Raw genomic sequence first — 23,113 nt, 5'->3', positions numbered from 1 at the left:
CCCCGAGCCATATGCGCTCACGCCACTCGCGTCGCCCCCGCGAACGGCATCAGGTCGACCGGGGCCAGCCGGACCGGGGCCGACGGGTTCGGGGCGTGGATCATCTGGCCGTCGCCCACGTAGATGCCGACGTGGCTGATCCCGGAGTAGAAGAACACCAGGTCCCCGGGCTGGAGTTGGGAGCGGGAGACGCGCCGGCCGGCGTTGATCTGGGCGTACGTGGTGCGCGGCAGGGAGACGCCGGCGGAGCGGTAGGCGGCCTGGACCAGGCCCGAGCAGTCGAAGGCGTTCGGGCCGGTCGCGCCCCACACGTAGGGGCTGCCGAGCTTGCCGTAGGCGTACGCGACGGCCGCCGCAGCGCGGGAGTCGGGGGCCGCGGCGGAGCCCGTACGCACCGGCGCCTCCCGGGTGTCCGGGGCCGACCGTGAGGCGTGTGCGGTGGTGCCGTCGGCGCCGGTGAGCTGCGCGCGCTCGCGCGGGGTGAGCCGCGTCAGTAGCCGCCGTGCCTCGGCCAGCTTGCCGGTGATGGTCTTCTTCTGCCGCTTCAGCTCCGCCTGCCGGGAGCGGAGCGACGTCAGCTCGGTCCTGGCGGCGCTGTGCAACTGCTTGATCTCCCGCAGTTGTTCACGCACCCCGGAGACGGCGGCGGCCTGCCGGTGGCCGGCCCGCTCCGCGAACGCGGCCCCGTCCAGATACCGGTCCGGGTCGCTGGACAGTGCCAGCTGCCAGGCGGGGTCGATGCCGCCGTCGCGGTACTGGGCCGCCGCGATCGAACCGAGCGCGTCCCGGGCCGAGTTGAGCCCCTGCTGCTTGCGGGCGACCTCGTCGCGCAGCGAGTTCAGCCGCCGCTGGGCCGCGTCCGCCTTCTCCTTGGCGCCGTCGTACTTCTCGGTGGCGGCCTCCGCCTCCTCGTACAGCTTGTCCACCTTGGCTTTCACCTGCGTGGGAGTCAGCTGCGGTGCGGCGTGTCCCGTTGCGTCGAAGCCCGTCGCGGTGGCCGCGCCCGCCATGGCGAGCGTGACGGCCGTGCGGGCCGTACCGCCACTGAGTGAGCGTTGTCGGGGCTTGCGGTGCGCTGCCACCTGGACCGTCACGTCCTTTCGTACGCCTCGTGCGGCCGAGGAGCGGTCGGTACGTCCGGCGGCGGCCCGCACGGGGGGATCGGGCCGCCGCCGGACCTTTCTCGGCGGGGGTGGCCGACTGTCGCCCCTGGCCGGGCGGCGTGGGAAGCCGGTCACCTGGGGGAGGACGCTAGGCCGGACGGTGACGGGTTGGTAACGCGGTGTACGGAACTGGCCCTGACGGGCCGGGATGTGACCGTATGCGACCGCGCTCCCGGTTCGGAGCCGTCGCCTTCGCGCAGCGTGGTGACCGAAGCGAGGAATGCCGGGGCTCCGGAAGCGGTGGGGTGCTATGGGGCGCGTATACGCAAGAGCATGGATGGGGGGCGGGTGCCCCGGGGACGCCCCGCGGGTGCGCCCTGATTAGGCTCCGGCCTCATGGACGTACTCATCCACATATTCGTCGCCTTGCACATCATCGGCATCGCGGCGCTGCTGGGCGGATTCATCACCCAGATCAAGGCCATAGGCCAGGGCACGGCACGGTTCGTGCCCGGGATGCTGCACGGCGCGCTGACGATGCTGGCCACCGGTGTGATCCTGGTCGGCCTCCACCGGGCCGACGACGACGGCCACGACCTCAACTTCCTCAAGATCGGCTTGAAGCTCGCTCTGCTCGTCGTGATCCTCGGGCTGGTCTACGTGAAGCGTGACGAGGAGGAGATCGACAAGAACATCTTCGGGCTGGTCGGCCTGCTGACCATGACGAACATCTTCATCGCCGTGCTGTGGACCTGAGTTCGGCGCTCTCGGCCTGACGCTCAGCGCCCGGGCCTGACGGCGGCGCGAGCCGTCGGCACCGCGCCGGCGGCGACCGCGAGCCAGGCGGCCACCGCCACCCACGTCAGGACCCGCCCCGGCCCCTTCAGCCATGGAACGTCCAGCGCGGCGGCGACGGCCACCGTCGCCGCCGCCGTCATTCCCATCGGGAACACGGTCGCCCACCGCCGTACGTCGTAGCCCGGGCGCGGCCGGACCAGTTCGGCCGCCAGCAGCACGAGGTACCAGGCCACATCCAGCACGAGCAGGGCGACCGTCAGCGTACGCAGCGTCCCCCGGTCGTCGACGTTCCACAGGTACAGCCGGGCACTGTCGGCGGAGAGCAGCTTCGCCCCGGCCAGCGCCGAGATGGCGAGCGCCCCGCCCGCGATCCAGTGGTCCCCGGCCCCTTCCAGCACCTGCCGCGACTCGAACCGGGCCAGGGCGACGCCGTAGAGCACCAGCCCCAGGAAGAACATCACCAGCGCGGCGTGCGCGAGCCACGCCGTCGCCTCGGCCGCGGCCAGCGTGGCCCCCAGTACGGCGAGCCCCTGTGTGGCCACACAACACAGGAACACCGCTCCCGGCATGCGCCGCTCCCAGCGCCGTACGACGAGAACGAGCAGCACGGGCCAGAGCAGCGCCGCCAGCGCGAGCAGCGCCTCGGCCAGGGTCTGCCGGCCGAGCGTGGAGAGCCGGGTGCCCAGGACGGACGTCGCGGCCACGGCGGTGAGCGCCCCGGGACTTCCGGCCTCGGCCAGCCAGCGCCGCCGCTGCCCCGCCAGCCGTACGACGAACTCCGCGCCCAGCCCCAGCCAGGCAACGCAGGTCAGCCCCAGGAAGACCTGGGACAGCCCCTCGTCGCCCGTGAGATGCAGCCCCACCGACACGATCCCGGTGGCCATCACCGCGGTCCCGGCCGCAGGCGAACGCCGCGCCGACCAGGCACGCAGGGAGGAGAGGCGGAACATGCGCCCGATGCTAGAGAGGGACGCGGCTCTTCAGGGCGGGGCACGCGGGCGTGCGCCACGCCCTGAGCCGGTCGCGCCACGCTCCTGTGCCGGTCAGGCTCCTACGCCGGCCGCACCACGCTGTGGATGATCGATGTGCCGCCGTAGTAGACCGACTCCTCGCGGACGTACGCGCCCGGCTTGGGGGCGTGGATCATCATGCCGTTGCCTATGTAGAGGCCGACGTGGCTGATGTCGTCGTAGAAGAAGATCAGGTCGCCGGGGCGGGCGTCGGCGAGGGAGACCGTGGTGCCCACGTTGACCTGGTCCCAGGTGGTGCGCGGGAGGCTGACGCCGGCGGCCCGCCAGGCGGCCTGGGTGAGGCCGGAGCAGTCGTAGGAGCCGGGCCCCGTGGCGCCCCACACGTACGGCTTGCCGATCTGCGCGCGGGCGAAGGCGATCGCCTCCGCGGCCTTGGTGTCGTAGGAGCCGGAGGTGGTCGAACCGCCGGAAGAGGTGGATCCGCCGGACGAGCCCGAGGTGTCCGAGGAGCCCGAGGGCGACGGAGACGGCGAAGACGAGGGCGACGGGGTGCTCTGCTGCGCCGCTCGCTGGCGCGCCGCCTGCTGCTTCGCCAGCTCGGCCGCCTTGCGGGCAGCCTCCTCCGCCTTCTGCTTCTCGATCGCCGCCAGGCGCGCCTTCTCCTCGGCCGTCAGCTTGGACAGCAGTTCACGCGCGGTAGCGAGCTTCTTCTGGACGGTGGCCTTCGCCGTCTTCAGGTCGTCCTGCGTCTTGGTCAGCGTCTGGAGGCTCGTCGCGGCCTCCCGGCGCTTCTTCATGGTCGCCGTCTGTTCCGTGACGAAGTCGTCGACCGCGCTCTTCTGACGCGAGGTCAGCCGGTGCATCAGCTGGCTCTGGTCGAAGTAGTCCTGCGGATTGCTCGCGAGCAGGAAGGTGGCCGTGTCCGGCACGGTGGTGCCGGTGCGGTACTGGGCGGCGGCTATGGTGCCCAGTTCCTCGCGGGCCGCGTTGAGGCGTTCCGTGCGCTTCGCGACATCGTCACGGAGGCTGTCGACGCGCACGCGCTCCTTGCCGGCGCGCTCCTTGGCCGCGTCGTACTTCTCGGTCGCCGACTCGGCCTGCCGGTAGAGATCGTCGACCTTCTTCTGTACCTCCTCCACGCTCGGCTTCCCCTTGTCGGCGGCGGGGGAGGCGTTCGCCGACTGGGAGAGTACGGCCACGGAGGTCAGTGCGGCGGTGGCGAGGACGGGGGCGCGGAGGCCTGCTGTACGGGGCCCGACGGGGCGCGGCTTGCGGTGCGACGCCAAGGGAGGCGACTCCTTCCATGCGCCGCCTACCGGGTTAGCTGTCGGGTTCGGGCGGGTGCGTTCGGAAGGGTTGCCCTACGGCCCCCTCCCGGTGGGAGGCGGCCGATTCACCCCAGAGGTCGGTGGGTCCCCGGCTCCGGTCGCCGCGAGGGCGCGCCGGACTCGGCGGGGGCCGCGCGGCCCGGCGAGGTTCGCCGGTGGGGGTCGTACGGCCCGCACGCACGCTAGCCAACTCGTGGGACCTCTGTGAAGGTTGGTGCGTAGTATGTCCGATACATTTTCGTGACCTCGGGGGTGGAGGTGCGGGAAATCACGGCTGGGTCATCGGGCGCTTCCGCAGCGTGAGGGGCGGAAGAGGCCGGGTGGGGCCTGGCGGGGAGCCTCCCGTGGGGGGCGGGTTCTCGGGGCGGCCCACGGTTGTCAGTCCGGCGCCCTAGACTCGGAGAGCGATGAGCAGCCTCTTTGACGACAGCTTCCTGGCGGACCTCCAGCCCCCTCGCGGGCACGAGGAGGAGCCCCCGCCGCCGCCCGAGGACGATCACGCTCCGGAGCCGCTTCCGGACGATCTGTTCGGCGGGAAGTTCGACGTGCCGCCGGACCGGGACCCGTACTACCGCGACGGCGCCCCGCGCCCCGCGATCGACGCCGCGGCCCTGCTGGAGGGGCTGAACGAGAACCAGCGCGCCGCGGTCGTGCATGCCGGCTCCCCGCTGCTCATCGTCGCCGGCGCCGGCTCCGGCAAGACCCGCGTGCTCACCCACCGCATCGCCCACCTGCTCGCCGAGCGGAACGTACACCCGGGCCAGATCCTCGCGATCACCTTCACCAACAAGGCCGCGGGCGAGATGAAGGAGCGCGTCGAGCAGCTCGTCGGCCCGCGCGCGAACGCGATGTGGGTCATGACCTTCCACAGCGCGTGCGTGCGCATCCTGCGCCGCGAGTCGAAGAGGCTCGGCTTCACGTCCTCGTTCTCGATCTACGACGCCGCCGACAGCAAGCGCCTGATGGCCCTGGTCTGCCGCGACCTGGACCTCGACCCCAAGCGCTTCCCGCCCAAGTCCTTCAGCGCCAAGATCAGCAACCTCAAGAACGAGCTGATCGACGAGGAGGACTTCGCCGCGCAGGCCGCCGACGGCTTCGAGAAGACCCTCGCCCAGGCCTACGCGCTGTACCAGTCGCGGCTGCGCGAGGCGAACGCGCTCGACTTCGACGACCTGATCATGACGACGGTCAACCTGCTGCGCGCCTTCCCGGACGTCGCCGAGCACTACCGCCGCCGCTTCCGGCACGTCCTCGTGGACGAGTACCAGGACACCAACCACGCCCAGTACGCGCTCGTGCGCGAGCTGGTCGGTACGGGCGACCGCGCCTCCGAAGACGTCGACGTCCCCCTGAGCGAGCACGAGCTGCCGCCCGCCGAACTGTGCGTCGTGGGTGACGCGGACCAGTCGATCTACGCCTTCCGGGGCGCGACCATCCGCAACATCCTCCAGTTCGAGGAGGACTACTCGAACGCGACGACGATCCTGCTGGAGCAGAACTACCGCTCCACGCAGACCATCCTGTCCGCCGCCAACGCGGTCATCGAGCGCAACGAGTCCCGCCGCCCGAAGAACCTGTGGACCAACGCCGGCCAGGGCGCGCGCATCACCGGCTACGTCGCCGACACCGAGCACGACGAGGCCCAGTTCGTCTCCGACGAGATAGACCGCCTCACGGACGCGGGCGAGGCGAAGGCCGGGGACGTCGCCGTCTTCTACCGCACGAACGCCCAGTCCCGTGTCTTCGAAGAGGTCTTCATCCGCGTCGGCCTGCCCTACAAGGTCGTCGGCGGCGTCCGATTCTACGAGCGCAAGGAGGTCCGGGACGTCCTGGCCTACCTGCGCGTCCTCGCCAACCCCGAGGACTCGGTGCCGCTGCGCCGCATCCTCAACGTGCCCAAGCGGGGCATCGGCGAGCGCGCCGAGGCGATGGTCGACGCCCTCGCCCAGCGCGAGAAGATCAGCTTCCCGCAGGCCCTGAAGCGGGTGGACGAGGCGTACGGCATGGCCGCGCGCTCCACCAACGCGGTCAAGCGGTTCAACACGCTGATGGAGGACCTCCGCACGATCGTGGAGTCCGGCGCCGGACCGGCGACCGTCCTGGAGGCGGTGCTCGAACGCACCGGCTACCTGGCCGAGTTGCAGGCCTCCACCGACCCGCAGGACGAGACCCGCATCGAGAACCTCCAGGAACTCGCGGCCGTGGCCCTGGAGTTCGAGCAGGAGCGTGAGGAAGGCGAGCAGGGCACGCTGGCCGACTTCCTGGAGAAGGTCGCCCTGGTCGCCGACTCCGACCAGATCCCGGACGAGGAGGACGGCGACGGCGTCATCACCCTGATGACCCTGCACACCGCCAAGGGCCTCGAGTTCCCGGTCGTGTTCCTGACCGGCATGGAGGACGGCGTCTTCCCGCACATGCGCGCCCTCGGCCAGACCAAGGAGCTGGAGGAGGAGCGGCGCCTGGCGTACGTCGGTATCACGCGCGCGCGGGAGCGGCTGTACCTGACCCGCTCGGCCATGCGCAGCGCCTGGGGCCAGCCCTCGTACAACCCGCCCTCCCGCTTCCTGGAGGAGATCCCGCCCGCCCACATGGAGTGGAAGCGGACGGGAGCCACCGCGCCGGTGTCCTCCGGGCCCGCGTCGGGCATCGCGGCCTCGCTGTCCTCGTCCCGCTCCCGCTCCTCGGCGGCGGGCGCGTCCGGCTTCGCCACGCGGCGCGCCACGGAGAAGCCGGTGGTGGGGCTGGCCGTCGGCGACCGCGTGACCCACGACCAGTTCGGCCTCGGCACGGTGGTCGCGGTCAAGGGCACGGACCCGAAGAACGCGGAGGCGACGATCGACTTCGGCGACGACAAGCCGAAGCGGTTGCTGCTGCGGTACGCGCCGGTCGAGAAGCTGTAGGAAGAAGCCGTGGACGAGTGAGCCCCGCCGGATATCGGCGGGGCTCACTCGTAACGGTCTTCAGGCCGGGCTCAGGTCGGGTCCAGGCCGTGGCTGCGCAGCCACGGCAGGGGGTCTATGGCCGCCCCGCCCGCCGGCCGTACCTCGAAGTGCAGGTGCGGGCCGGTGGAGTTGCCCGAGTTGCCCGAGTAGGCGATCGGCTGGCCGGCCTGGACGCTCGTGCCGGGGGCAACGCGGTAGCTGGAGAGGTGGCAGTACCAGGTCTCCGTGCCGTCCTTCGCCGTCAGGATCAACATGTTGCCGTAGGCGCTGTTCCACTTGGTCGAGACGACACCGTCGGTCGCGGCCATCACCGTGGTGCCGTACGACACCGGGAAGTCGATGCCCGTGTGCACCGACATCCAGTTGACGCCGGCCTGGCCGAAGTAGGCGCTGAGCCCGTGCTGCAGGACCGGCAGCACGAACTTGGGGCGCAGCCGCTCCTTGAGCGCGGCCTCGGCCGCCGCCTTTTTCTTCTCCAGCTCCTGCTGCGTCTTGAGGTCGATGCGCTCCTGCGTACGGCTCGCCCGGTCGGCGAAGTCGTCGGCGCCGGCGGAGAGGCTCCTGAGCTGGGTGTCCAGCTTGTTGTTGGCGACCGACGGCTGCACCGCGTGCGCGTCCGGGGCGGAGGCGGTGGTCTCCTTGCCATCGTCGGTCAGGCCGCCCACGGTCGCGGCGGCGATCCCGGCGACCCCCATGACACAGACGGAGGGGACCGCGACGGTCAGGAGCGCGGAGCGCTTGGCGGGCGTACGGCGCCGGGACCGCCCCGCGCCACGCGAGCCCCCGCGGGGCGCCGGGGCCGGGCCGGTCTCCTCCTGGTCCTCCAGCAGGCCGGTCACGGCGGGCAGTTCGCCGGTCGAGGACAGCTCGTCGTCTTCGGCGGGGTCGTCCTCGAAGCCAGAGTCCTCGAAGCCAGAGTCCTCGAAGCCAGAGTCCTCGTCAGAGTCCTCGAAGTCGATGTTTTGGTAGTACGGGTCCTGGAAGCCGGTGTCCTCGTACGCCGTGTCGCCGTACGGCGCCTGCTCGGACACGGTGGTGGAGTGCTGGTCGAACGGTTCGGCAGGCTGCTCGTGGTGAGCGGCCACGGCCTGGCCGTCGGCGTTCCACTGGGTGGCGTCGTACGCGCCCGTGTCGAAGGTCTGGGTGCCCCACTGCCACTGCTGGGTCGGGTCGGCGCCGCCGGGCTGCTCGGACACACCGGGCTGGAGCCAGGTGCTCGCGTCCCAGTGGCCGCTGATGTCGTTCCCCGTGGCCTGCGCCGGGACCGCCCAGGCGGTGCTGTCGTAGACGCCGGAGTCGTAGGCCGCGTGGTGCTGGGCCGCGTACGGGTCGTAGTGCAGGTTCTGGCCGGTGCCGGTCTGCCACTGCGTGGCGTCGTACGAGCCGGTCGCGTGCGCGTCGCCCGGGAGGCGGCCGAAGAGCGGATCCGCGTCGTAGGCCGGGGCGGGTCCGGAACCGGCGGCAAAACCAGTGGCGTCGTAGCCGCCGTACGTGGTGAGGTCGCCGTAGTGGACTCCCTGCGCTCCGTAGGGCGCGTGGGTCGCGGAGGAGGCGTCCGAGGCCGGGGCCGGGGGTGTCATGGTCCCCGACGGGTGACGGTCGTTCACCAACTTCTCTTTCGCCTCGACGACAGGGGCTGCCAGAGCAGTGCGGCGACTGTACCCGCCGGTACCTGGACCCGACAATCTTCGGCTGGTTTCGCGTTGGCCGGAAACGGGCATTCGGCCGTGTTTCGGGGGAGGCTGGACCTGAGTTTGGCCTTGTGTTCGAAGAATGTTCGGTGAGGAGTGACGGTCCGTCGCCGATTCTTCATCTGTGCGTCGCTTGTGCGGCGGTCTCGGGCGACCTCAGCCGGCCTCAGGCCACCGTCAGTCCGCCGGCGAGCCGGTCCTTTGGGTGTGCCGCGTCGAGGGCCTCACGTATTCCGGCCGCGACGGCGGGGTGCACGGGGAGTGCGAGATGCCCGATCCCGGTCACCCGGACGTTGCGCACGTCGAGGTCGGGGTGGTCGAGGCGGGCCGACTCCAGCGGGTCCATCAGGGAGTCGAGGTCGCTCCAGAAGCTGACGAACCGCGTACGGCAGCCGGGCGCGGGCCGGGCCAGCTCCTCGATCACCGCCGAGCCGGGCCGCATCTGGCGCACGATCGGATGGGCGTCGGCCAGCGGCGCCACCCGCGTCCCGGAGTGCGGGGTGCCCAGGGTGACCAGCGTGCGCACCCGGAGATCCCCGCCGAGGCACTGTGCGTAGTACCGGGCGATCAGCCCGCCGAGGCTGTGCCCCACGATGTCGACCCGGTCGCTGCCCGTGCGCTCGCAGATCTCCTCGACATGCCGGCCGAGCAGCTCGGCCGCGGTACGGATGTCACGCGTGAGCGGAGAGTAGTTGAGCGACTCCACTCTGCGTCCGCCGTGCTGGGTGAGGCCGCGGCGCAGCAGTACGAAGACCGAGCGGTTGTCGATGAACCCGTGCAGCAGCACGACCGGCGGGCCCGGCCGGACCGGCAGCCGCGCGGGGTCGCCCTGGGCGGGGTGTTCGGCTGAGCGGCGCTCCGGGGTGAGGCCGGTCGGATACAGCACGAGGTGGCCGGCGAGGATCGCGGCCTCCAGGACGGTCGCCTTGAGCAGCGCCACGGAGAGTCCGGCCAGCCTGGTCAGTTCGGTCGGCCTGCCGGGGCACAGGCGCCGGCACAGCGGGAGGAAGAGTGGCAGTACCCCGGTGACCTTCATGGCCGACCTCCTGTCGGCACGCAGGAGGAGGCCGCGCTCCCCCGTGTGCCTTCATGTCCCACCGTGTGATTTCCCCCTCGCTCGCCACCGCAAAACTGCCGGTTACGGGATGCTGGAGATAACGTTCGTTCACTTCGCGGTGGGTGACGGCACGCGCGAGATGTGCGGTACTTGTCGGTACGGACGGAAGCGGTCGCTTCCGTAGTCGGTTGATGGAGGAAGTGATGGGTGTGGCAGCCGGTCCGATCCGCGTGGTGGTGGCCAAGCCGGGGCTCGACGGCCACGATCGGGGAGCCAAGGTCATCGCGCGCGCCCTGCGCGACGCCGGTATGGAGGTCATCTACACGGGCCTCCACCAGACGCCGGAACAGATCGTCGACACCGCCATCCAGGAGGACGCCGACGCGATCGGCCTGTCCATCCTCTCCGGCGCCCACAACACCCTCTTCGCCGCGGTCATCGACCTGCTCAAGCAGCGCGACGCCGAGGACATCGTGGTCTTCGGTGGCGGCATCGTCCCGGACGAGGACATCCCGCCGCTGAAGGAGAAGGGTGTCGCGGAGATCTTCACGCCGGGCGCGACGACCACGTCGATCGTGGAGTGGGTGCGGGGCAACGTGCGTCAGGCGGCGGAGGCGTAGGCCGGACCGGGGAGGGAAGCCGGCAGTGCTCAGTGACTGCCGGCCGGTCACTCAGCGGCTGTCGGCCGCCCCCAGTTCCTCGGTCATCGCCGCGCGCAAGCGCAGCGTCGTGACCAGTCTCAGGAACGCCTCCGCCCAGTACCCCCCGGCCCCCGGTGAGGCGTCCTCCCGTTCGTCCGGTATCGCCAGCAGGCCGTCCAGCCGGGCGGCCTCGGCCGGGTCCAGGCAGCGCTCCGCCAGGCCCATGACCCCGCTGAAGCTCCAGGGGTAACTGCCCGCGTCCCGCGCGATGTTGAGGGCGTCCACCACGGCCCGGCCGAGGGCGGGTGCCCAGGGGACCGCGCACACCCCGAGCAGCTGGAACGCCTCCGACAGGCCGTGCGCCGCGATGAACCCGGCCACCCACGCGGCCCGCTCCTCGGCGCCCAGCGTGCCCAGCAGCTTCGCCCGTTCCGCCAGCGACACCGCCCCCGGCCCGCCGGCCTCCGGCGCTGACGGGGACCCGAGCAGCGCCTTCGCCCACTCGGCGTCGCGCTGCCGCACCGCCGCCCGGCACCAGGCCGCGTGCAGCTCGCCCTGCCAGCCGTCCGTCACCGGCAGCGCCACGAGCTCTTGGGGCGTACGTCCGCCCAGCCGCCGCGGCCAGGTGGAGAGCGGCGCGGCCTCCACCAACTGGCCCAGCCACCAGGACCGTTCCCCTCTGCCCGCCGGAGGTTTGGCCGCGACGCCGTCCCGCTCCATGTCGCTGTCGCACCTGAGCGGGGCCTCGACCGCGATCGCCGGTGCGTCCCCCATGGGGTCGAGGGCCACGCACGCGGCGGCCCGCACCGCCATGCGCGCGGCGAGCGCCGACCCCGGCAGCGCGGACAGCAACTCGGCCGCGGTCGCCCGGACGTTGCGGCTACGGTCGCCCAACGCCTGCTCCAGGAAGGGCTCGTCGGCCGCGGACAGGCCCGTGCGCAGCGAGTCGAGGAACATCAGCCGGTCCTCCGCCCGCTCCGTCGCCCAGGTCGCCGCCAGCAGCTCCCGCGCGGACGCCGTCGTACGGTCCCGCAGCGCACCCAGCAGGGCGACCCGCTCGGCGAACAGGCCCTCCTGCCACAGGCGTTCGACTGCCTCGGAGTCGTCGAGGTCGGGCAGCGTCGCACCGCCGCCGGGGGCCGCGCGCAGGGCGAACCGCCAGTCCGGGTTCAGCCGGGCCAGCCACAGCGCCCGCGGCCCCGCGAACGCCAGCGCCGCCGGGCGCAGGTCCGTACGGCCCCGGGCCGCGTCCAGCAGGGCGGGCAACGTGTGCGGGGGTGCGGCGTACCCGCGCGCGTTGGCCGTCGCCAGCCACTGCGGGAGCAGCTCCATGAGGTCCGGCGAACTGCCCCGGCGGCCGCCGCCCGTGCCCGCGGAACGGTCGGCCAGCAGCGTCGCGAGCCGGTGCGCCGCCGCGCCGGGCAGGGCCGGGCGCGGGTCCTCGGGCGCCGGCTCCGGCCGTCGCGCGGCGGGCGCGGCCCGCAGCCCCGCCCGCCGCCGTACGGTGGCCAGGGCGGCCAGGTCCAGCAGCGCGAGGGGCGCTTCCCGGCCGGGTGGCTGCCCGCCGGGTCCGCCGCCGGGCACCGGTCGCCGGTCGGTGCCCAGCAGGGCGGTGGTGAGGAGGTCGTCCCAGGCGGGCGCGGGTGCGCTGGACGCCGTGGTGGCCGAGGACCCGTTCATGACCGTCCTTTCCGGTGCGGTTGAGGGTCTGCGGTAGCGGCTGGCGGGTGGGGTTTCAGCACAGCATCACCGCCTCGCCCGGGCCCTGCGGCCAGGCCGTGAGCGGGGTGAAGCCGCGGTGGCCGCACTCGCCGAAGACCTTGACGGGGGCACCGCCGGAGAGGGCGACCAGCCGCCACAGGCCGGGGCGGGTGCGCGCGGCCGGGGCGAGCGGCAGGGCCGAGTCGGCGTCGGCGTCGGCCAGTTGCCAGGAGCCCGGTTCCTCGCCGGGGGTCGGTATGACCCGGTCCAGAGTGACGGGGACCGACTCCAGCCAGGGATCGGCGCACAGGGCCTCCCCGTAGCGGGCTGCCGCCTCGGCGGTACTCACGCCCGGCGGACGGATGCCGGCCGGGGCTGGACGGGTGAACTGCTCGCCCAGGGCGGCCCGCGACTGCCCGGAGCCCGGATACGCGGACAGCTCCGCCTCCAGCGCCAGCCCGACCGGCAGCGACAGCTCGGGCGCGCGGCCGGCCGCGCCGTAGGAAAGGAGCAGGCGGGTGCGGTCGGAGCCGGCACCGTACAACCAGACCCGGCGCGTCGTCAGTTTCGCGTCCACCGTGTCGTACTGGGCGAGGACCAGCCAGTGGTCGCGCACCGGCGGGCCGTCCGCCGAGGCGGGCAGGCCGAGCCGGGAGCGGACCGTGGCCGCGAGGGCGTCCGGCAGCCGGTCGCGGCGCAGCCAGCCCTGGTCGAGCAGATGGAGCAGCGCGCACTCCTCCAGCAGCCGGGCCGGCCAGCCCGGACCGGAGGCCGGTATCGCCCCCAACTCGCGCACGCGCGCGGCCAGCCCGGGCGCCTGCGCGTCCACCATGCGGGCCGCCGCCTCCTCCCACAGTCCGTACCCGGCCTGCTCGGCCGAGGCGAGGCCGCCGCGCAGCAGGTCGGCCAGGCGCTGCTCCAGCTCCGTCGCGCCCGCTGTGACCCGCTCGGCCCGCCGCTCCGCCCGGCGCCGGGCCGCCTCCGGATCAGCGGGCCCGGAGGAGGAAGTCCCGCTGTCCTTCTCCCGTTTGCTCTCCGCCCGCTTGCGCCGGCCCGAGAGCCACTCCTCGGCCCAGTCCGGCGGCTCCGCCGGACCCGGTACCGCACCCTCTGCGCCGCCTTCGCCCGCCCACAGCAACAGCAGCCCGAGCGCGTGCTTGCACGGGAACTTCCGGCTCGGGCAACTGCACTTGTACCCGGGCCCCGCCGCGTCCGTCAGATCCACCACCGTCTGGTACGGCCTGCTGCCACTGCCTCTGCACAGCCCCCACACCGTCCCCTCTCCGCAGCTCCCCGTCCCGGACCACGGCCCCGCCGTGCCGAGTTTGCTTCCCGCTTTGCGTGACGCGGCGTCAGGCGCCAGTGCCAGCACCTGTTCCGCGGTCCAGCGCACCCCCTGCTGAGTCATGCCAACGACGGTAGATCCCCCCACTGACAATCGGCCCTGCGAGCACATTTGTGCAGGTCAGAGCGATTGTCAGTGGCGTGGTGCACGGTGGATGCCAGAAGTCGAACCGGCCGAGCTGGAGGGGGCCTCAGCCATGTCCGTGTCCGTGGACGCCACGTCCGTCGAACCGAGCCAGAACCACTCCGCGCCCGCGAACGCGGGCCCGTCCGCATCCGCGTCCGGGGGCGACGCGCTGCGACCGCACGCCGAGCACGCCTTCGCCGCCGAACTCGCCGCGCTGGCCGTCCAGGACGACCGTCCGCGCCCGGCGCGCTGGAAACTGTCGCCGTGGGCGGTGGCGACGTATCTGCTCGGCGGCACCCTGCCGGACGGCACGGTGATCACACCCAAGTACGTGGGCCCGCGCCGCATCGTCGAGGTCGCCGTCACCACGCTCGCCACCGACCGCGCCCTGCTCCTGCTCGGCGTGCCCGGCACCGCCAAGACCTGGGTCTCCGAACACCTCGCGGCTGCCGTCAGTGGCGACTCGACCCTGCTGGTGCAGGGCACCGCCGGCACTCCTGAGGAGGCGATCCGGTACGGCTGGAACTACGCACAGCTGCTCGCACACGGCCCCAGCCGGGACGCCCTCGTGCCCAGCCCCGTCATGCGGGCCATGGCGGAGGGCATGACGGCCCGCGTCGAGGAACTGACCCGCATCCCCGCCGACGTGCAGGACACGCTGATCACGATCCTGTCCGAGAAGACCCTGCCGATCCCGGAACTGGGCGAGGAGGTGCAGGCGGTCCGCGGCTTCAACCTCATCGCCACCGCCAACGACCGCGACCGCGGCGTCAACGACCTCTCCAGCGCGCTTCGCCGCCGCTTCAACACCGTCGTGCTGCCGCTGCCGGAGAGCCCCGAGGCCGAGGTCGACATCGTCACGCGCAGAGTGGACCAGATCGGCCGCTCCCTCGATCTGCCGGCCGCGCCCGACGGCATAGAGGAGATCCGGCGGGTGGTGACCGTCTTCCGCGAGCTGCGCGACGGCATCACCGCCGACGGCCGCACGAAGCTGAAGTCGCCGAGCGGCACGCTCTCCACCGCCGAGGCGATCTCCGTCGTCACGGGCGGCCTCGCCCTGGCCGCCCACTTCGGCGACGGCGTGCTGCGGCCGGGCGACGTCGCCGCCGGGATCCTCGGCGCCGTCGTCCGCGATCCGGCGGCCGACCGGGTCATCTGGCAGGAGTACCTGGAGACGGTCGTCCGCGAGCGCGACGGCTGGAAGGACTTCTACCGCGCCTGCCGGGAGGTGAGCGTGTGAACGACTCCGCGGAGACCGGGGCATACGCCTCCGGGCCGCTGCTCCTCGGCGTACGGCACCACGGGCCCGGCTCCGCGCGCGCGGTGCGCGCCGCCCTGGACGCCGCTCGGCCCGCCGCCGTACTGATCGAGGGACCGCCGGAGGCCGACGCGCTGATCCCGCTGGCAGCCGACCCGGAGCTGCGCCCCCCGGTCGCGCTGCTCGCCCACGCGGTGGACGAGCCCGGCCGCTCGGCGTTCTGGCCGCTCGCCGAGTTCAGCCCCGAGTGGGTGGCGATCCGCTGGGCCCTCGACCACGGGGTCCCGGCCCGCTTCATCGACCTGCCGGCCGCGCACACGCTCGCGTGGCAGACCGAAGAAGAGGAGCCGCCGCAGTCACCGGAGCCCGGCCCCGCCGCCGAGGAGCGGCTCCGCGTCGACCCGCTCGCGGTGCTCGCCGAGGCCGCCGGGTACGACGACCCCGAGCGGTGGTGGGAGGACGTCGTCGAGCACCGGGGCCCGGGGGAGCGGGAGCCGTTCGCGCCGTTCGCCGCGCTGGAGGAGGCGATGGGCGCGCTGCGCGAGCGGTACGGCGTCGGCGGGCGCCCCCGTGACCTGGTGCGGGAGGCGTACATGCGGCTCCAAGTGCGCGCGGCCCGCAAGGAGTTCGGGGAGGCCGTGGCCGTGGTGTGCGGCGCCTGGCACGTGCCCGCGCTGCGGGCGAAGACCACCGTCACCGCCGACCGGGCGCTGTTGAAGGGGCTGCCCAAGGTCAAGGCGGATCTGACCTGGGTGCCATGGACGCACCGCAGGCTGGCCCGGTCGAGCGGGTACGGCGCGGGCATCGACTCGCCGGGCTGGTACGGGCATCTGTTCCGCGCCCCCGACCGGCCGGTCGAGCGCTGGATGACCAAGGTGGCGGGGCTGCTGCGCGAGGAGGACCGGATCGTGTCCTCCGCGCACGTCATCGAGGCGGTCCGGCTGGCCGGGACCCTCGCGGCGATGCGCGGGCGCCCGCTGCCCGGCCTGAGCGAGACCACCGACGCCGTGCGCGCGGTGATGTGCGACGGCTCTGACATACCGCTGGCCCTGGTGCACGACCGGCTGGTGGTCGGGGACGTCCTCGGGGAGGTCCCGGAGGCGGCCCCCGCCGTGCCGTTGCAGCGCGACCTGGCCCGGCAGCAGCGCTCGCTGCGGCTGAAGCCGGAGGCGCTGGAGCGCGAGCTGGAGCTGGACCTGCGCGCGGAGACCGACGCCGGCCGCAGCAGGCTGCTGCACCGGCTGCGGCTGCTCGGCGTCGGCTGGGGCGAGCCCGCGCGGTCGCGGGGGAGCACGGGCACGTTCCGGGAGACCTGGCGGCTGCGCTGGGAGCCGGAGCTGTCGGTGCGGGTCGCCGAGGCGGGCGTGTGGGGGACGACCGTGCTCGCCGCGGCCACGGCCAAGGCGGAGGCGGACGCGACGGCCGCGCAGGCCCTCGCCGAGGTCACCGCTCTCGCCGAACAGTGCCTGCTCGCCGGGCTGCCGGACGCGCTGCCCGTCGTGATGCGGGTGCTCGCCGACCGCGCGGCCCTCGACACGGACGTCGGCCAGCTCGCCCAGGCGCTGCCCGCCCTGGTCCGCTCGCTGCGGTACGGCGACGTGCGCGGCACCGACACCGGCGCGCTGGCCGGGGTCGCGGCGGGCCTCGCCGAGCGGATCTTCGTCGGCCTGCCCCCGGCCTGCGCCGCCCTGGACGCGGACGCGGCGGAGGAGATGCGCGGCCAGGTGGACGCCGTGCACACGGCGGTGGGGCTGCTCGCCGAGACCCTGGCCGGTGCCCTCGCCGAAGAACACGGCGACCTGCGCGGCCGGTGGCGTTCCGTGCTGCGGACGCTGGCCCTGCGGGACACCGTGCCCGGAGTCGTGCGGGGGCGGGCGGTGCGGCTGCTGCTGGACGACGGGGAGCTGGGGCCCGAGGAAGCGGCACGGCTGATGGGCCTGGTGCTGTCACCGGGCACCCCGCCCGCCGACGCTGCCGCCTGGATCGAGGGCTTCGTCGGCGGCGGGGGCGGCATGCTGCTGGTGCACGACGAGCGGCTGCTCGGCCTGGTCGACGCCTGGCTGACCGAGGTACCGGCGCAGGCGTTCACGGACGTACTGCCGCTGCTGCGGCGCACGTTCGCGGCGTACGAGCCGGGGGTGCGCCGCACCCTCGGCGAACTGGTCCGGCGCGGCCCGGGAGCGGCGAGCGGCCGGGCCGGGACAGGGGGCGCCGTGCCCGGCTTCGCCGCGGAGGCCGACGCCGAACGCGCGGACGCCGTGCTGCCGGTGCTGCGGCTGCTGCTCGGTCTGGAGGGCGCCGAGCCGGAGACGAGGGACGACAACTGCCTTACGGGGGTGGGCCCATGACAACCGAACGGATCACGGTGGAGGCTGACGCCGACACGGCCACCGGCCTCGGCGACCCGGCGCGGGAGCGGCTGCGGCGCTGGCGGCTGGTGCTCGGCGGCGAGCAGGCCGACGGCACCGGATGCACGCTCTCCGGCCGGGACGCGGCGATGGACGGGACGCTCGCCGCGCTCTACGACAAGGGCGCCAAGGCGCAGGCGGGCCGGGACCGTTCGGCGGGGCTCGGCGCCTCGGCGCCGTCCGTGGCGCGCTGGCTCGGCGACATCCGCACCTACTTCCCCTCCTCCGTCGTCCAGGTCATGCAGCGCGACGCCATCGACCGGCTCGGGCTCTCCGCCCTGCTGCTGGAACCGGAGATGCTGGAGGCGGTGGAGGCCGACGTGCACCTGGTCGGCACGCTGCTCTCGCTCAACAAGGCGATGCCGGAGACGACGAAGGAGACGGCGCGCGCGGTCGTGCGCAAGGTCGTCGAAGACCTGGAGAAGCGGCTCGCCACCCGCACCCGGACCACTCTCAACGGCGCCCTCGACCGCAGCGCGCGCATCCACCGGCCGCGCCATCACGACATCGACTGGAACCGCACCATCGCGGCCAACCTCAAGCACTACCTCCCCGAGTACCGCACGGTCGTGCCCGAGCGGCTCATCGGGTACGGGCGGGCCGCGCAGTCCGTGAAGAAGGAGGTCGTCCTCTGCATCGACCAGTCCGGGTCGATGGCGGCGTCCGTGGTCCACGCGTCCGTGTTCGGGGCGGTGCTCGCCTCCATGCGGTCGATCAACACCCGGCTGGTCGTCTTCGACACGGCGGTAGTCGACCTCACCGACCAGCTCGACGACCCCGTCGACGTCCTCTTCGGCACCCAGCTCGGCGGCGGCACCGACATCAACCGGGCGCTCGCGTACTGCCAGTCCCGGATCACCCGGCCCGCGGACACGGTCGTCGTGCTGATCAGCGACCTCTACGAGGGCGGCATCCGCGACGAGATGCTCAAGCGGGTCGCGGCCATGAAGGCCTCCGGAGTGCAGTTCGTCGCCCTGCTCGCACTCTCCGACGAAGGCGCGCCCGCCTACGACCGGGAGCACGCGGCGGCACTCGCGGCGCTCGGCGCACCGGCGTTCGCCTGCACGCCCGACCTGTTCCCCGAGGTGATGGCGGCGGCCATCGAGAAACGGCCGCTGCCGATACCGGACATGGCGTGACGCCGGGCATGAAAGGGGACATGACTACCCATCGGTAACAGGGGGCTTGCGCAACCTCGGGCGAACCGTGCGAGGATCGACGGCGCCCGAATCGGTGGCCACACAGAGGATCCGCCCCCTTGACCCTGTCAGCAGCCCTGCCCCCAGCTGCCCTGCGCGTGATGCGCGCGGTGGCCGGTCGGCGTGCGCTGCAACTGGCGCTGCTGGTCGGCGGGGTGTTCGCCCTCGGGCTGCTGTGCGGGCAGCAGGCACACGCGGCCGAGGGCGGGCCGGCGGTTCCGGTGGCCCAGACGGTGGCACCGGTGCGGACGACGCTCACGCAGAAGGCCGTGACTCCCGTACGTGAAGTGACGCGCACGGCGTCCCGCGCTCTGGATTCCGTGCTTCCCCCGGTGCCTGAGGTGCCGAAGCAGTCGCCGGAGCAATTGCCCACGCAGTTGCCGGTGGAGCTCCCGGTGGATCCGCCGACGCGCTCGCTGCCGACGGTTCCGCACGGCGGGGCACCGTCCCGGCCGCAGCCGCACGCCGGCCCGGTCCAAGCAGTGCCCGCGGCCCCGCGCGTCCGTGCCGAGGCCCGTCACGCCGTACCCGTACCCGTGGGCGTGCCTGCACCGCAGCCGGTCGCCGAGTACGGCCCGCACGCGGCCTTCGTGCCGCACGGTGCGGCGCACCCGTCGGTGCACCGCGCCACCGCACCCGTCGAGGCCCCAAGCCGGCCCGCGCCCTCCGGAGACCCGGACAGCGTGCTGGGCAAGCAGGCGGTCGACGGCAGCGCGTCCCGTCACGGTGACGGGTACGCGATCACTCTCGACGACCGGGCGCCGCTGTGGCTGCTGCCCGGCGCCGCCGCGCGCGTCGACGCGCCCCGGACCCGGGAACGGCACCGGGACATCCCCGTCTTCCCCGGCTAGGCAGCAGGGCCGACCTCCCCGCCACACAACTGTCGCGCGGGGGCGGAACAGGTCTGCCCGCCCGTCCGGACCTCCCAGCCGTCAGCCAACTGCGATGAGCGCTGAGCGACCTCCGGACGGAACTCCCTAGCCGTTTCCGAAGCCGTTTCCGAAGGATTTGACGCACGCGATGAACAAGAACATCCGCCGTTCGATCGTCATAGCCGCTGGTGTCACCGGTGCGTGGGCGCTCGGCTCTGCCGCCGCCAGCGCCGACGAGCTGCCCGCCACGACCCTGTCCGTACCGGACGCGGGAGCCGAGGCCTCCGGCGCCATCGGCGTCCTGGCCGACACGGTCGACGGCGTCGCCACCGACGTCCACGACACCGTCTCCGGCGCCCAGGGCACCGTCTCCGGCCTGACCGGCTCCGCGGCCAAGGCCACGCAGCACGCGCAGTCCGTGCAGTCTGTGAGCACCGCCGCCACCGGCACTGCCACCGGCAAGGCCGACCAGGCCCGCCGCTACGTCGACGCCAAGATCCCGGCCGCCGCGAAGGTCCGGGGCGGCCAGGCCGTCAAGGGCGCGCAGGCGGCCCGGGCCGAGCAGGCGCGGACGCAGGCGAAGGCCGAGGCCCGTGTGCACGCCGAGGGCGCGCCCGTCACCGCCCGGGTCGCCGACGAGGCCACCCACGCCGTCTCGACGTCTCCCCGGGACGAGCAGGACGAGATCGACTACCTCTTCGGCCCGCTCGCCTCCTTCGCCCCCGAGGTGGAGGAGGCCCTGGCCGCCGCCCAGACCAAGCTCCAGGCCACGCAGGCGGCGCTCCGCGCCCAGACGCTGGGTGTCCAGGGCGCCGTACGGACGACGGCACAGCAGACCGTCGCCGCGGCGCAGGGCCGGACCGCCGGTGCCACGACCCTTGCGACCGGCAAGGCCACCGAGGTGACCGGCGCCGTCCAGGCCTCCGTCGCCGGTGTCCCCGCACACGTCACCGGCACCGTCACCGGGGTCGAGCAGCGGGCCGTCGGCACGGTCCGGGCCGTGCCGGGCACGGTCACCCCGGTGGTGGACGGGACGGCCGCCTCCGCCGTCCCGCCGGTGGCCTCCGTCGCCGTACAGGGCGCCGTGCCGGTTGCAGGCCAGGCGCCGGCGGGCGTGCAGCCGACGGCCGGGCATGCCGTCGCGGGCGTGTACGGGACCGCCGCAGACGCCGTTCCCGGCGTGCAAGGGGCGGCCGGTGACGCGCTCTACGGCGTGCAGGGCACCGTCGGGGGCGCCGTCGCCGGTGTGCATGGCACCGCCACGAACACGGTGGCGGGTGTCCACGGTGTGGCCGCGCATGCCGTCGCCGATGTGCACTCGGTCGCGGCCGGGGTCCTCGCGGACGTGCCGTCGTACGCCACCGGGCTGGTCGGCCAGGTCGCCCGGGACACCACGGACGCCGTGCTGCCGCCGGTGGCTTCCGCCGCGGTGCACGGGGCCGTGCCGGTCGCCGGGCAGGCGGTCGCGGACGCGGGCGGTCTCGCCTACGGCGTGACCGGGGACATCCGGCCCTTCGCGGACGGGGTCGTCGGCGCCGTACCGCCGCTCGCGCACGGCGTGGCCGGGCAGGCCGGGTTTTTCGTCGAGGGCGTGCGCGGGCAGGTGCCGCCCTTCGCGGCCGGGGTCAGCGGTGCGGTCCAGCCGGTCACGGACACAGCCGCGGGTGCCGTCCATCAGGCCGTCGGCACGGTCACCGGGGCCGTCGGGCCTGTGGCCGGCGGGGTCCAGGGCGGTGCGGCCGGGCTGGCGTACGGCGTGGCGGGCGAGGCCGGGCCCTTCGCCGGGGGCGTCACCGGCGCGACCGTGCCGCTCACGCAGCAGGCCGGGGGCTTCGCGCAAGACCTCGGCAGCACGGTGCAGGGGGCCGGCGGCCCGCTGGCCGGGCACGCGGTCACCGGTGCCGAGGGGATCGCCCACTCGGCCACCCCGGGCTACGCCCACGACCTGACCACCGGCTACGCCCAGGACCTGTCGTACCCGAGCGCCCAGCCCCACATCTGGTAGCCGGGCCGTACCGCTTCGCGGGGGTGACCGGAACCCGGATGGCCGAATGCCATCGGTTTGTCCGGCCGGAGTCCCGCGGAGGGGCGGGTGGTCCCCATTGGGGTGGGGATCAACCGCCCCGGACCGGCCTCGGTGCCACCGGGGCCGGTCCGGAGGCCTCACCGGGTAGACCCCAGCCCGGTGAGGCCTCGCACATCGCGCCAAGTCAGCACGAAGGCAGCCTGTACGTCACTCACATGTCGGCACGCCGTGCCAGGTATCCCGGCATCGTGTGACAGGTATCACCGCTCAGGTGTGACTCGCGATTTAGAGCCCTCCGGCAAGCAGAGATAACCTGCGAGACGGACATGCCGCGCGCTCGGACACCGTGTGCGCCCCCCTAGTGACAAGCGGACGTCACGTTGCCCTTCGCGGCACGCCCACGCATCCAACGAACCGCGAGATCACTGATAGGGACGGAAGCGCGTGGACCTGTTCGAGTACCAGGCGAGGGACCTCTTCGCCAAGCACGATGTACCGGTGCTGGCCGGTGAAGTCATCGACACGCCTGAGGCGGCGCGCGAGATCACCGAGCGGCTGGGCGGCAAGTCCGTCGTCAAGGCCCAGGTGAAGGTCGGTGGCCGCGGTAAGGCCGGTGGCGTGAAGCTCGCCGCCACCCCGGACGAGGCCGTCGCCCGCGCGACGGACATTCTCGGCATGGACATCAAGGGCCACACGGTCCACAAGGTGATGATCGCCGAGACCGCTCCGGAGATCCTCGAGGAGTACTACGTCTCCTTCCTCCTCGACCGTGCCAACCGCACCTTCCTCTCCATCGCCTCCGTCGAGGGCGGCATGGAGATCGAGGAGGTGGCGGCCACCCGTCCGGAGGCCGTCGCCCAGACGCCGATCAACCCGATCGACGGCGTGGACGAGGCCAAGGCCCGCGAGATCGTCGCCGCCGCCAAGTTCCCGGCCGAGGTCGCCGACAAGGTGGCGAACGTCCTCGTCAAGCTGTGGGACACCTTCATCAAGGAGGACGCCCTCCTGGTCGAGGTCAACCCGCTGGCGAAGGTCGCCTCCGGCGAGGTCATCGCCCTCGACGGCAAGGTGTCGCTGGACGACAACGCCGAGTTCCGTCACCCCGACTTCGAGGAACTCCACGACAAGGCCGCGGCCAACCCGCTCGAGGCCGCTGCCAAGGAGAAGAACCTCAACTACGTCAAGCTCGACGGTGAGGTCGGCATCATCGGCAACGGCGCGGGTCTCGTCATGAGCACCCTGGACGTCGTCGCGTACGCCGGTGAGAACCACGGTGGCGTCAAGCCCGCCAACTTCCTGGACATCGGCGGTGGCGCCTCCGCCCAGGTCATGGCGAACGGCCTGGAGATCATCCTCGGCGACCCGGACGTCAAGTCCGTGTTCGTCAACGTCTTCGGTGGCATCACCGCCTGTGACGAGGTCGCCAACGGCATCGTCCAGGCCCTCAAGCTCCTCGAGGACCGGGGCGAGAACGTCACCAAGCCGCTCGTCGTCCGTCTCGACGGCAACAACGCCGAGCTCGGCCGGCAGATCCTCACGGACGCGAACCACCCGCTGGTGCAGCGCGTCGACACCATGGACGGCGCGGCCGACAAGGCCGCCGAGCTGGCCCACGCCGCCAAGTAAGCACTCAGGACGAGGACACAA

At 73.1% G+C, this 23,113-nt stretch carries 16 protein-coding genes and 1 riboswitch; of the genes, 9 read left to right on the top strand and 7 right to left on the bottom strand.

Annotated features, from left to right (window positions below; all coding sequences use genetic code 11):
- Positions 1 to 17 precede the first annotated feature (17 nt).
- Entirely contained in the window at positions 18 to 1,082 is a 1,065-nt protein-coding gene (locus ACWD3E_RS24090; protein WP_451389620.1) for an NlpC/P60 family protein, read from the bottom strand.
- A gap of 417 nt (positions 1,083 to 1,499) precedes the next feature.
- On the opposite strand from ACWD3E_RS24090, the gene ACWD3E_RS24085 reads away from it, so the two are divergent.
- Positions 1,500 to 1,859 carry a hypothetical protein gene (locus tag ACWD3E_RS24085; protein ID WP_451389619.1) on the top strand — a complete coding sequence of 120 codons (360 nt, stop codon included), beginning with the start codon at positions 1,500 to 1,502 and terminating at the stop codon, positions 1,857 to 1,859.
- Positions 1,860 to 1,882: 23 nt separating this feature from the next.
- On the opposite strand, the gene ACWD3E_RS24080 is transcribed toward ACWD3E_RS24085, so the two are convergent.
- Positions 1,883 to 2,851 (bottom strand): tellurite resistance/C4-dicarboxylate transporter family protein, encoded by a 969-nt coding sequence (locus ACWD3E_RS24080; protein WP_451389618.1) that lies wholly within the window; start codon positions 2,849 to 2,851, stop codon positions 1,883 to 1,885.
- Positions 2,852 to 2,952: 101 nt separating this feature from the next.
- Complete coding sequence (locus tag ACWD3E_RS24075) at positions 2,953 to 4,158, bottom strand: NlpC/P60 family protein (protein ID WP_451389617.1); 1,206 nt, start codon at positions 4,156 to 4,158, stop codon at positions 2,953 to 2,955.
- A gap of 8 nt (positions 4,159 to 4,166) precedes the next feature.
- Positions 4,167 to 4,322, bottom strand: a riboswitch (cyclic di-AMP (ydaO/yuaA leader).
- A gap of 285 nt (positions 4,323 to 4,607) precedes the next feature.
- Between ACWD3E_RS24075 and pcrA the strand changes: the two genes are divergently transcribed.
- The gene (gene pcrA, locus ACWD3E_RS24070) at positions 4,608 to 7,100 is read left to right on the top strand and encodes a DNA helicase PcrA (protein WP_451389616.1); all 2,493 of its coding nucleotides are present in this window, start codon (positions 4,608 to 4,610) and stop codon (positions 7,098 to 7,100) included.
- A gap of 71 nt (positions 7,101 to 7,171) precedes the next feature.
- Here pcrA and ACWD3E_RS24065 read toward each other — a convergent pair whose 3' ends face one another.
- On the bottom strand, positions 7,172 to 8,749 hold the full coding sequence (locus ACWD3E_RS24065) for a M23 family metallopeptidase (protein WP_451389615.1): 1,578 nt from the start codon (positions 8,747 to 8,749) through the stop codon (positions 7,172 to 7,174).
- A 250-nt stretch (positions 8,750 to 8,999) separates the two neighbouring features.
- Complete coding sequence (locus ACWD3E_RS24060; RefSeq protein ID WP_451389614.1) at positions 9,000 to 9,869, bottom strand: esterase/lipase family protein; 870 nt, start codon at positions 9,867 to 9,869, stop codon at positions 9,000 to 9,002.
- 224 nt (positions 9,870 to 10,093) lie between these two features.
- On the opposite strand from ACWD3E_RS24060, the gene ACWD3E_RS24055 reads away from it, so the two are divergent.
- On the top strand, positions 10,094 to 10,510 hold the full coding sequence (locus ACWD3E_RS24055; RefSeq protein ID WP_451389613.1) for a cobalamin B12-binding domain-containing protein: 417 nt from the start codon (positions 10,094 to 10,096) through the stop codon (positions 10,508 to 10,510).
- Between the two features lie 51 nt (positions 10,511 to 10,561).
- Here the strand turns inward: ACWD3E_RS24055 and ACWD3E_RS24050 are convergent, their stop codons facing one another.
- Positions 10,562 to 12,211 carry a DUF5691 domain-containing protein gene (locus ACWD3E_RS24050; RefSeq protein ID WP_451389612.1) on the bottom strand — a complete coding sequence of 550 codons (1,650 nt, stop codon included), beginning with the start codon at positions 12,209 to 12,211 and terminating at the stop codon, positions 10,562 to 10,564.
- A gap of 55 nt (positions 12,212 to 12,266) precedes the next feature.
- On the bottom strand, positions 12,267 to 13,640 hold the full coding sequence (locus ACWD3E_RS24045; RefSeq protein ID WP_451389611.1) for an SWIM zinc finger family protein: 1,374 nt from the start codon (positions 13,638 to 13,640) through the stop codon (positions 12,267 to 12,269).
- Positions 13,641 to 13,773: 133 nt separating this feature from the next.
- Between ACWD3E_RS24045 and ACWD3E_RS24040 the strand changes: the two genes are divergently transcribed.
- From ACWD3E_RS24040 to sucC, 6 genes are all read left to right on the top strand, one after another.
- On the top strand, positions 13,774 to 14,943 hold the full coding sequence (locus tag ACWD3E_RS24040) for an ATP-binding protein (protein ID WP_451389684.1): 1,170 nt from the start codon (positions 13,774 to 13,776) through the stop codon (positions 14,941 to 14,943).
- A complete protein-coding gene (locus tag ACWD3E_RS24035; protein ID WP_451389610.1) occupies positions 14,940 to 17,309 on the top strand; it encodes a DUF5682 family protein in 2,370 nt (789 codons plus the stop codon). Before ACWD3E_RS24040 ends, ACWD3E_RS24035 begins: the two co-directional genes overlap by 4 nt.
- Positions 17,306 to 18,508, top strand: a complete 1,203-nt coding sequence (locus ACWD3E_RS24030; RefSeq protein ID WP_451389609.1) for a VWA domain-containing protein — start codon at positions 17,306 to 17,308, stop codon at positions 18,506 to 18,508. Before ACWD3E_RS24035 ends, ACWD3E_RS24030 begins: the two co-directional genes overlap by 4 nt.
- Before the next feature lie 119 nt (positions 18,509 to 18,627).
- Positions 18,628 to 19,419 (top strand): hypothetical protein, encoded by a 792-nt coding sequence (locus tag ACWD3E_RS24025; protein WP_451389608.1) that lies wholly within the window; start codon positions 18,628 to 18,630, stop codon positions 19,417 to 19,419.
- 169 nt (positions 19,420 to 19,588) lie between these two features.
- Positions 19,589 to 21,445, top strand: coding sequence for a hypothetical protein (locus tag ACWD3E_RS24020; RefSeq protein WP_451389607.1), 1,857 nt, complete (start codon positions 19,589 to 19,591; stop codon positions 21,443 to 21,445).
- A gap of 465 nt (positions 21,446 to 21,910) precedes the next feature.
- On the top strand, positions 21,911 to 23,092 hold the full coding sequence (gene sucC / locus ACWD3E_RS24015) for an ADP-forming succinate--CoA ligase subunit beta (protein WP_451389606.1): 1,182 nt from the start codon (positions 21,911 to 21,913) through the stop codon (positions 23,090 to 23,092).
- The last annotated feature ends 21 nt before the right edge of the window (positions 23,093 to 23,113 follow it).

It is taken from the genome of Streptomyces sp. NPDC002676 (assembly GCF_053592455.1).
Note: the sequence above shows the minus strand (reverse complement) of the source record. Positions and strands in the feature narration are given on the sequence as shown.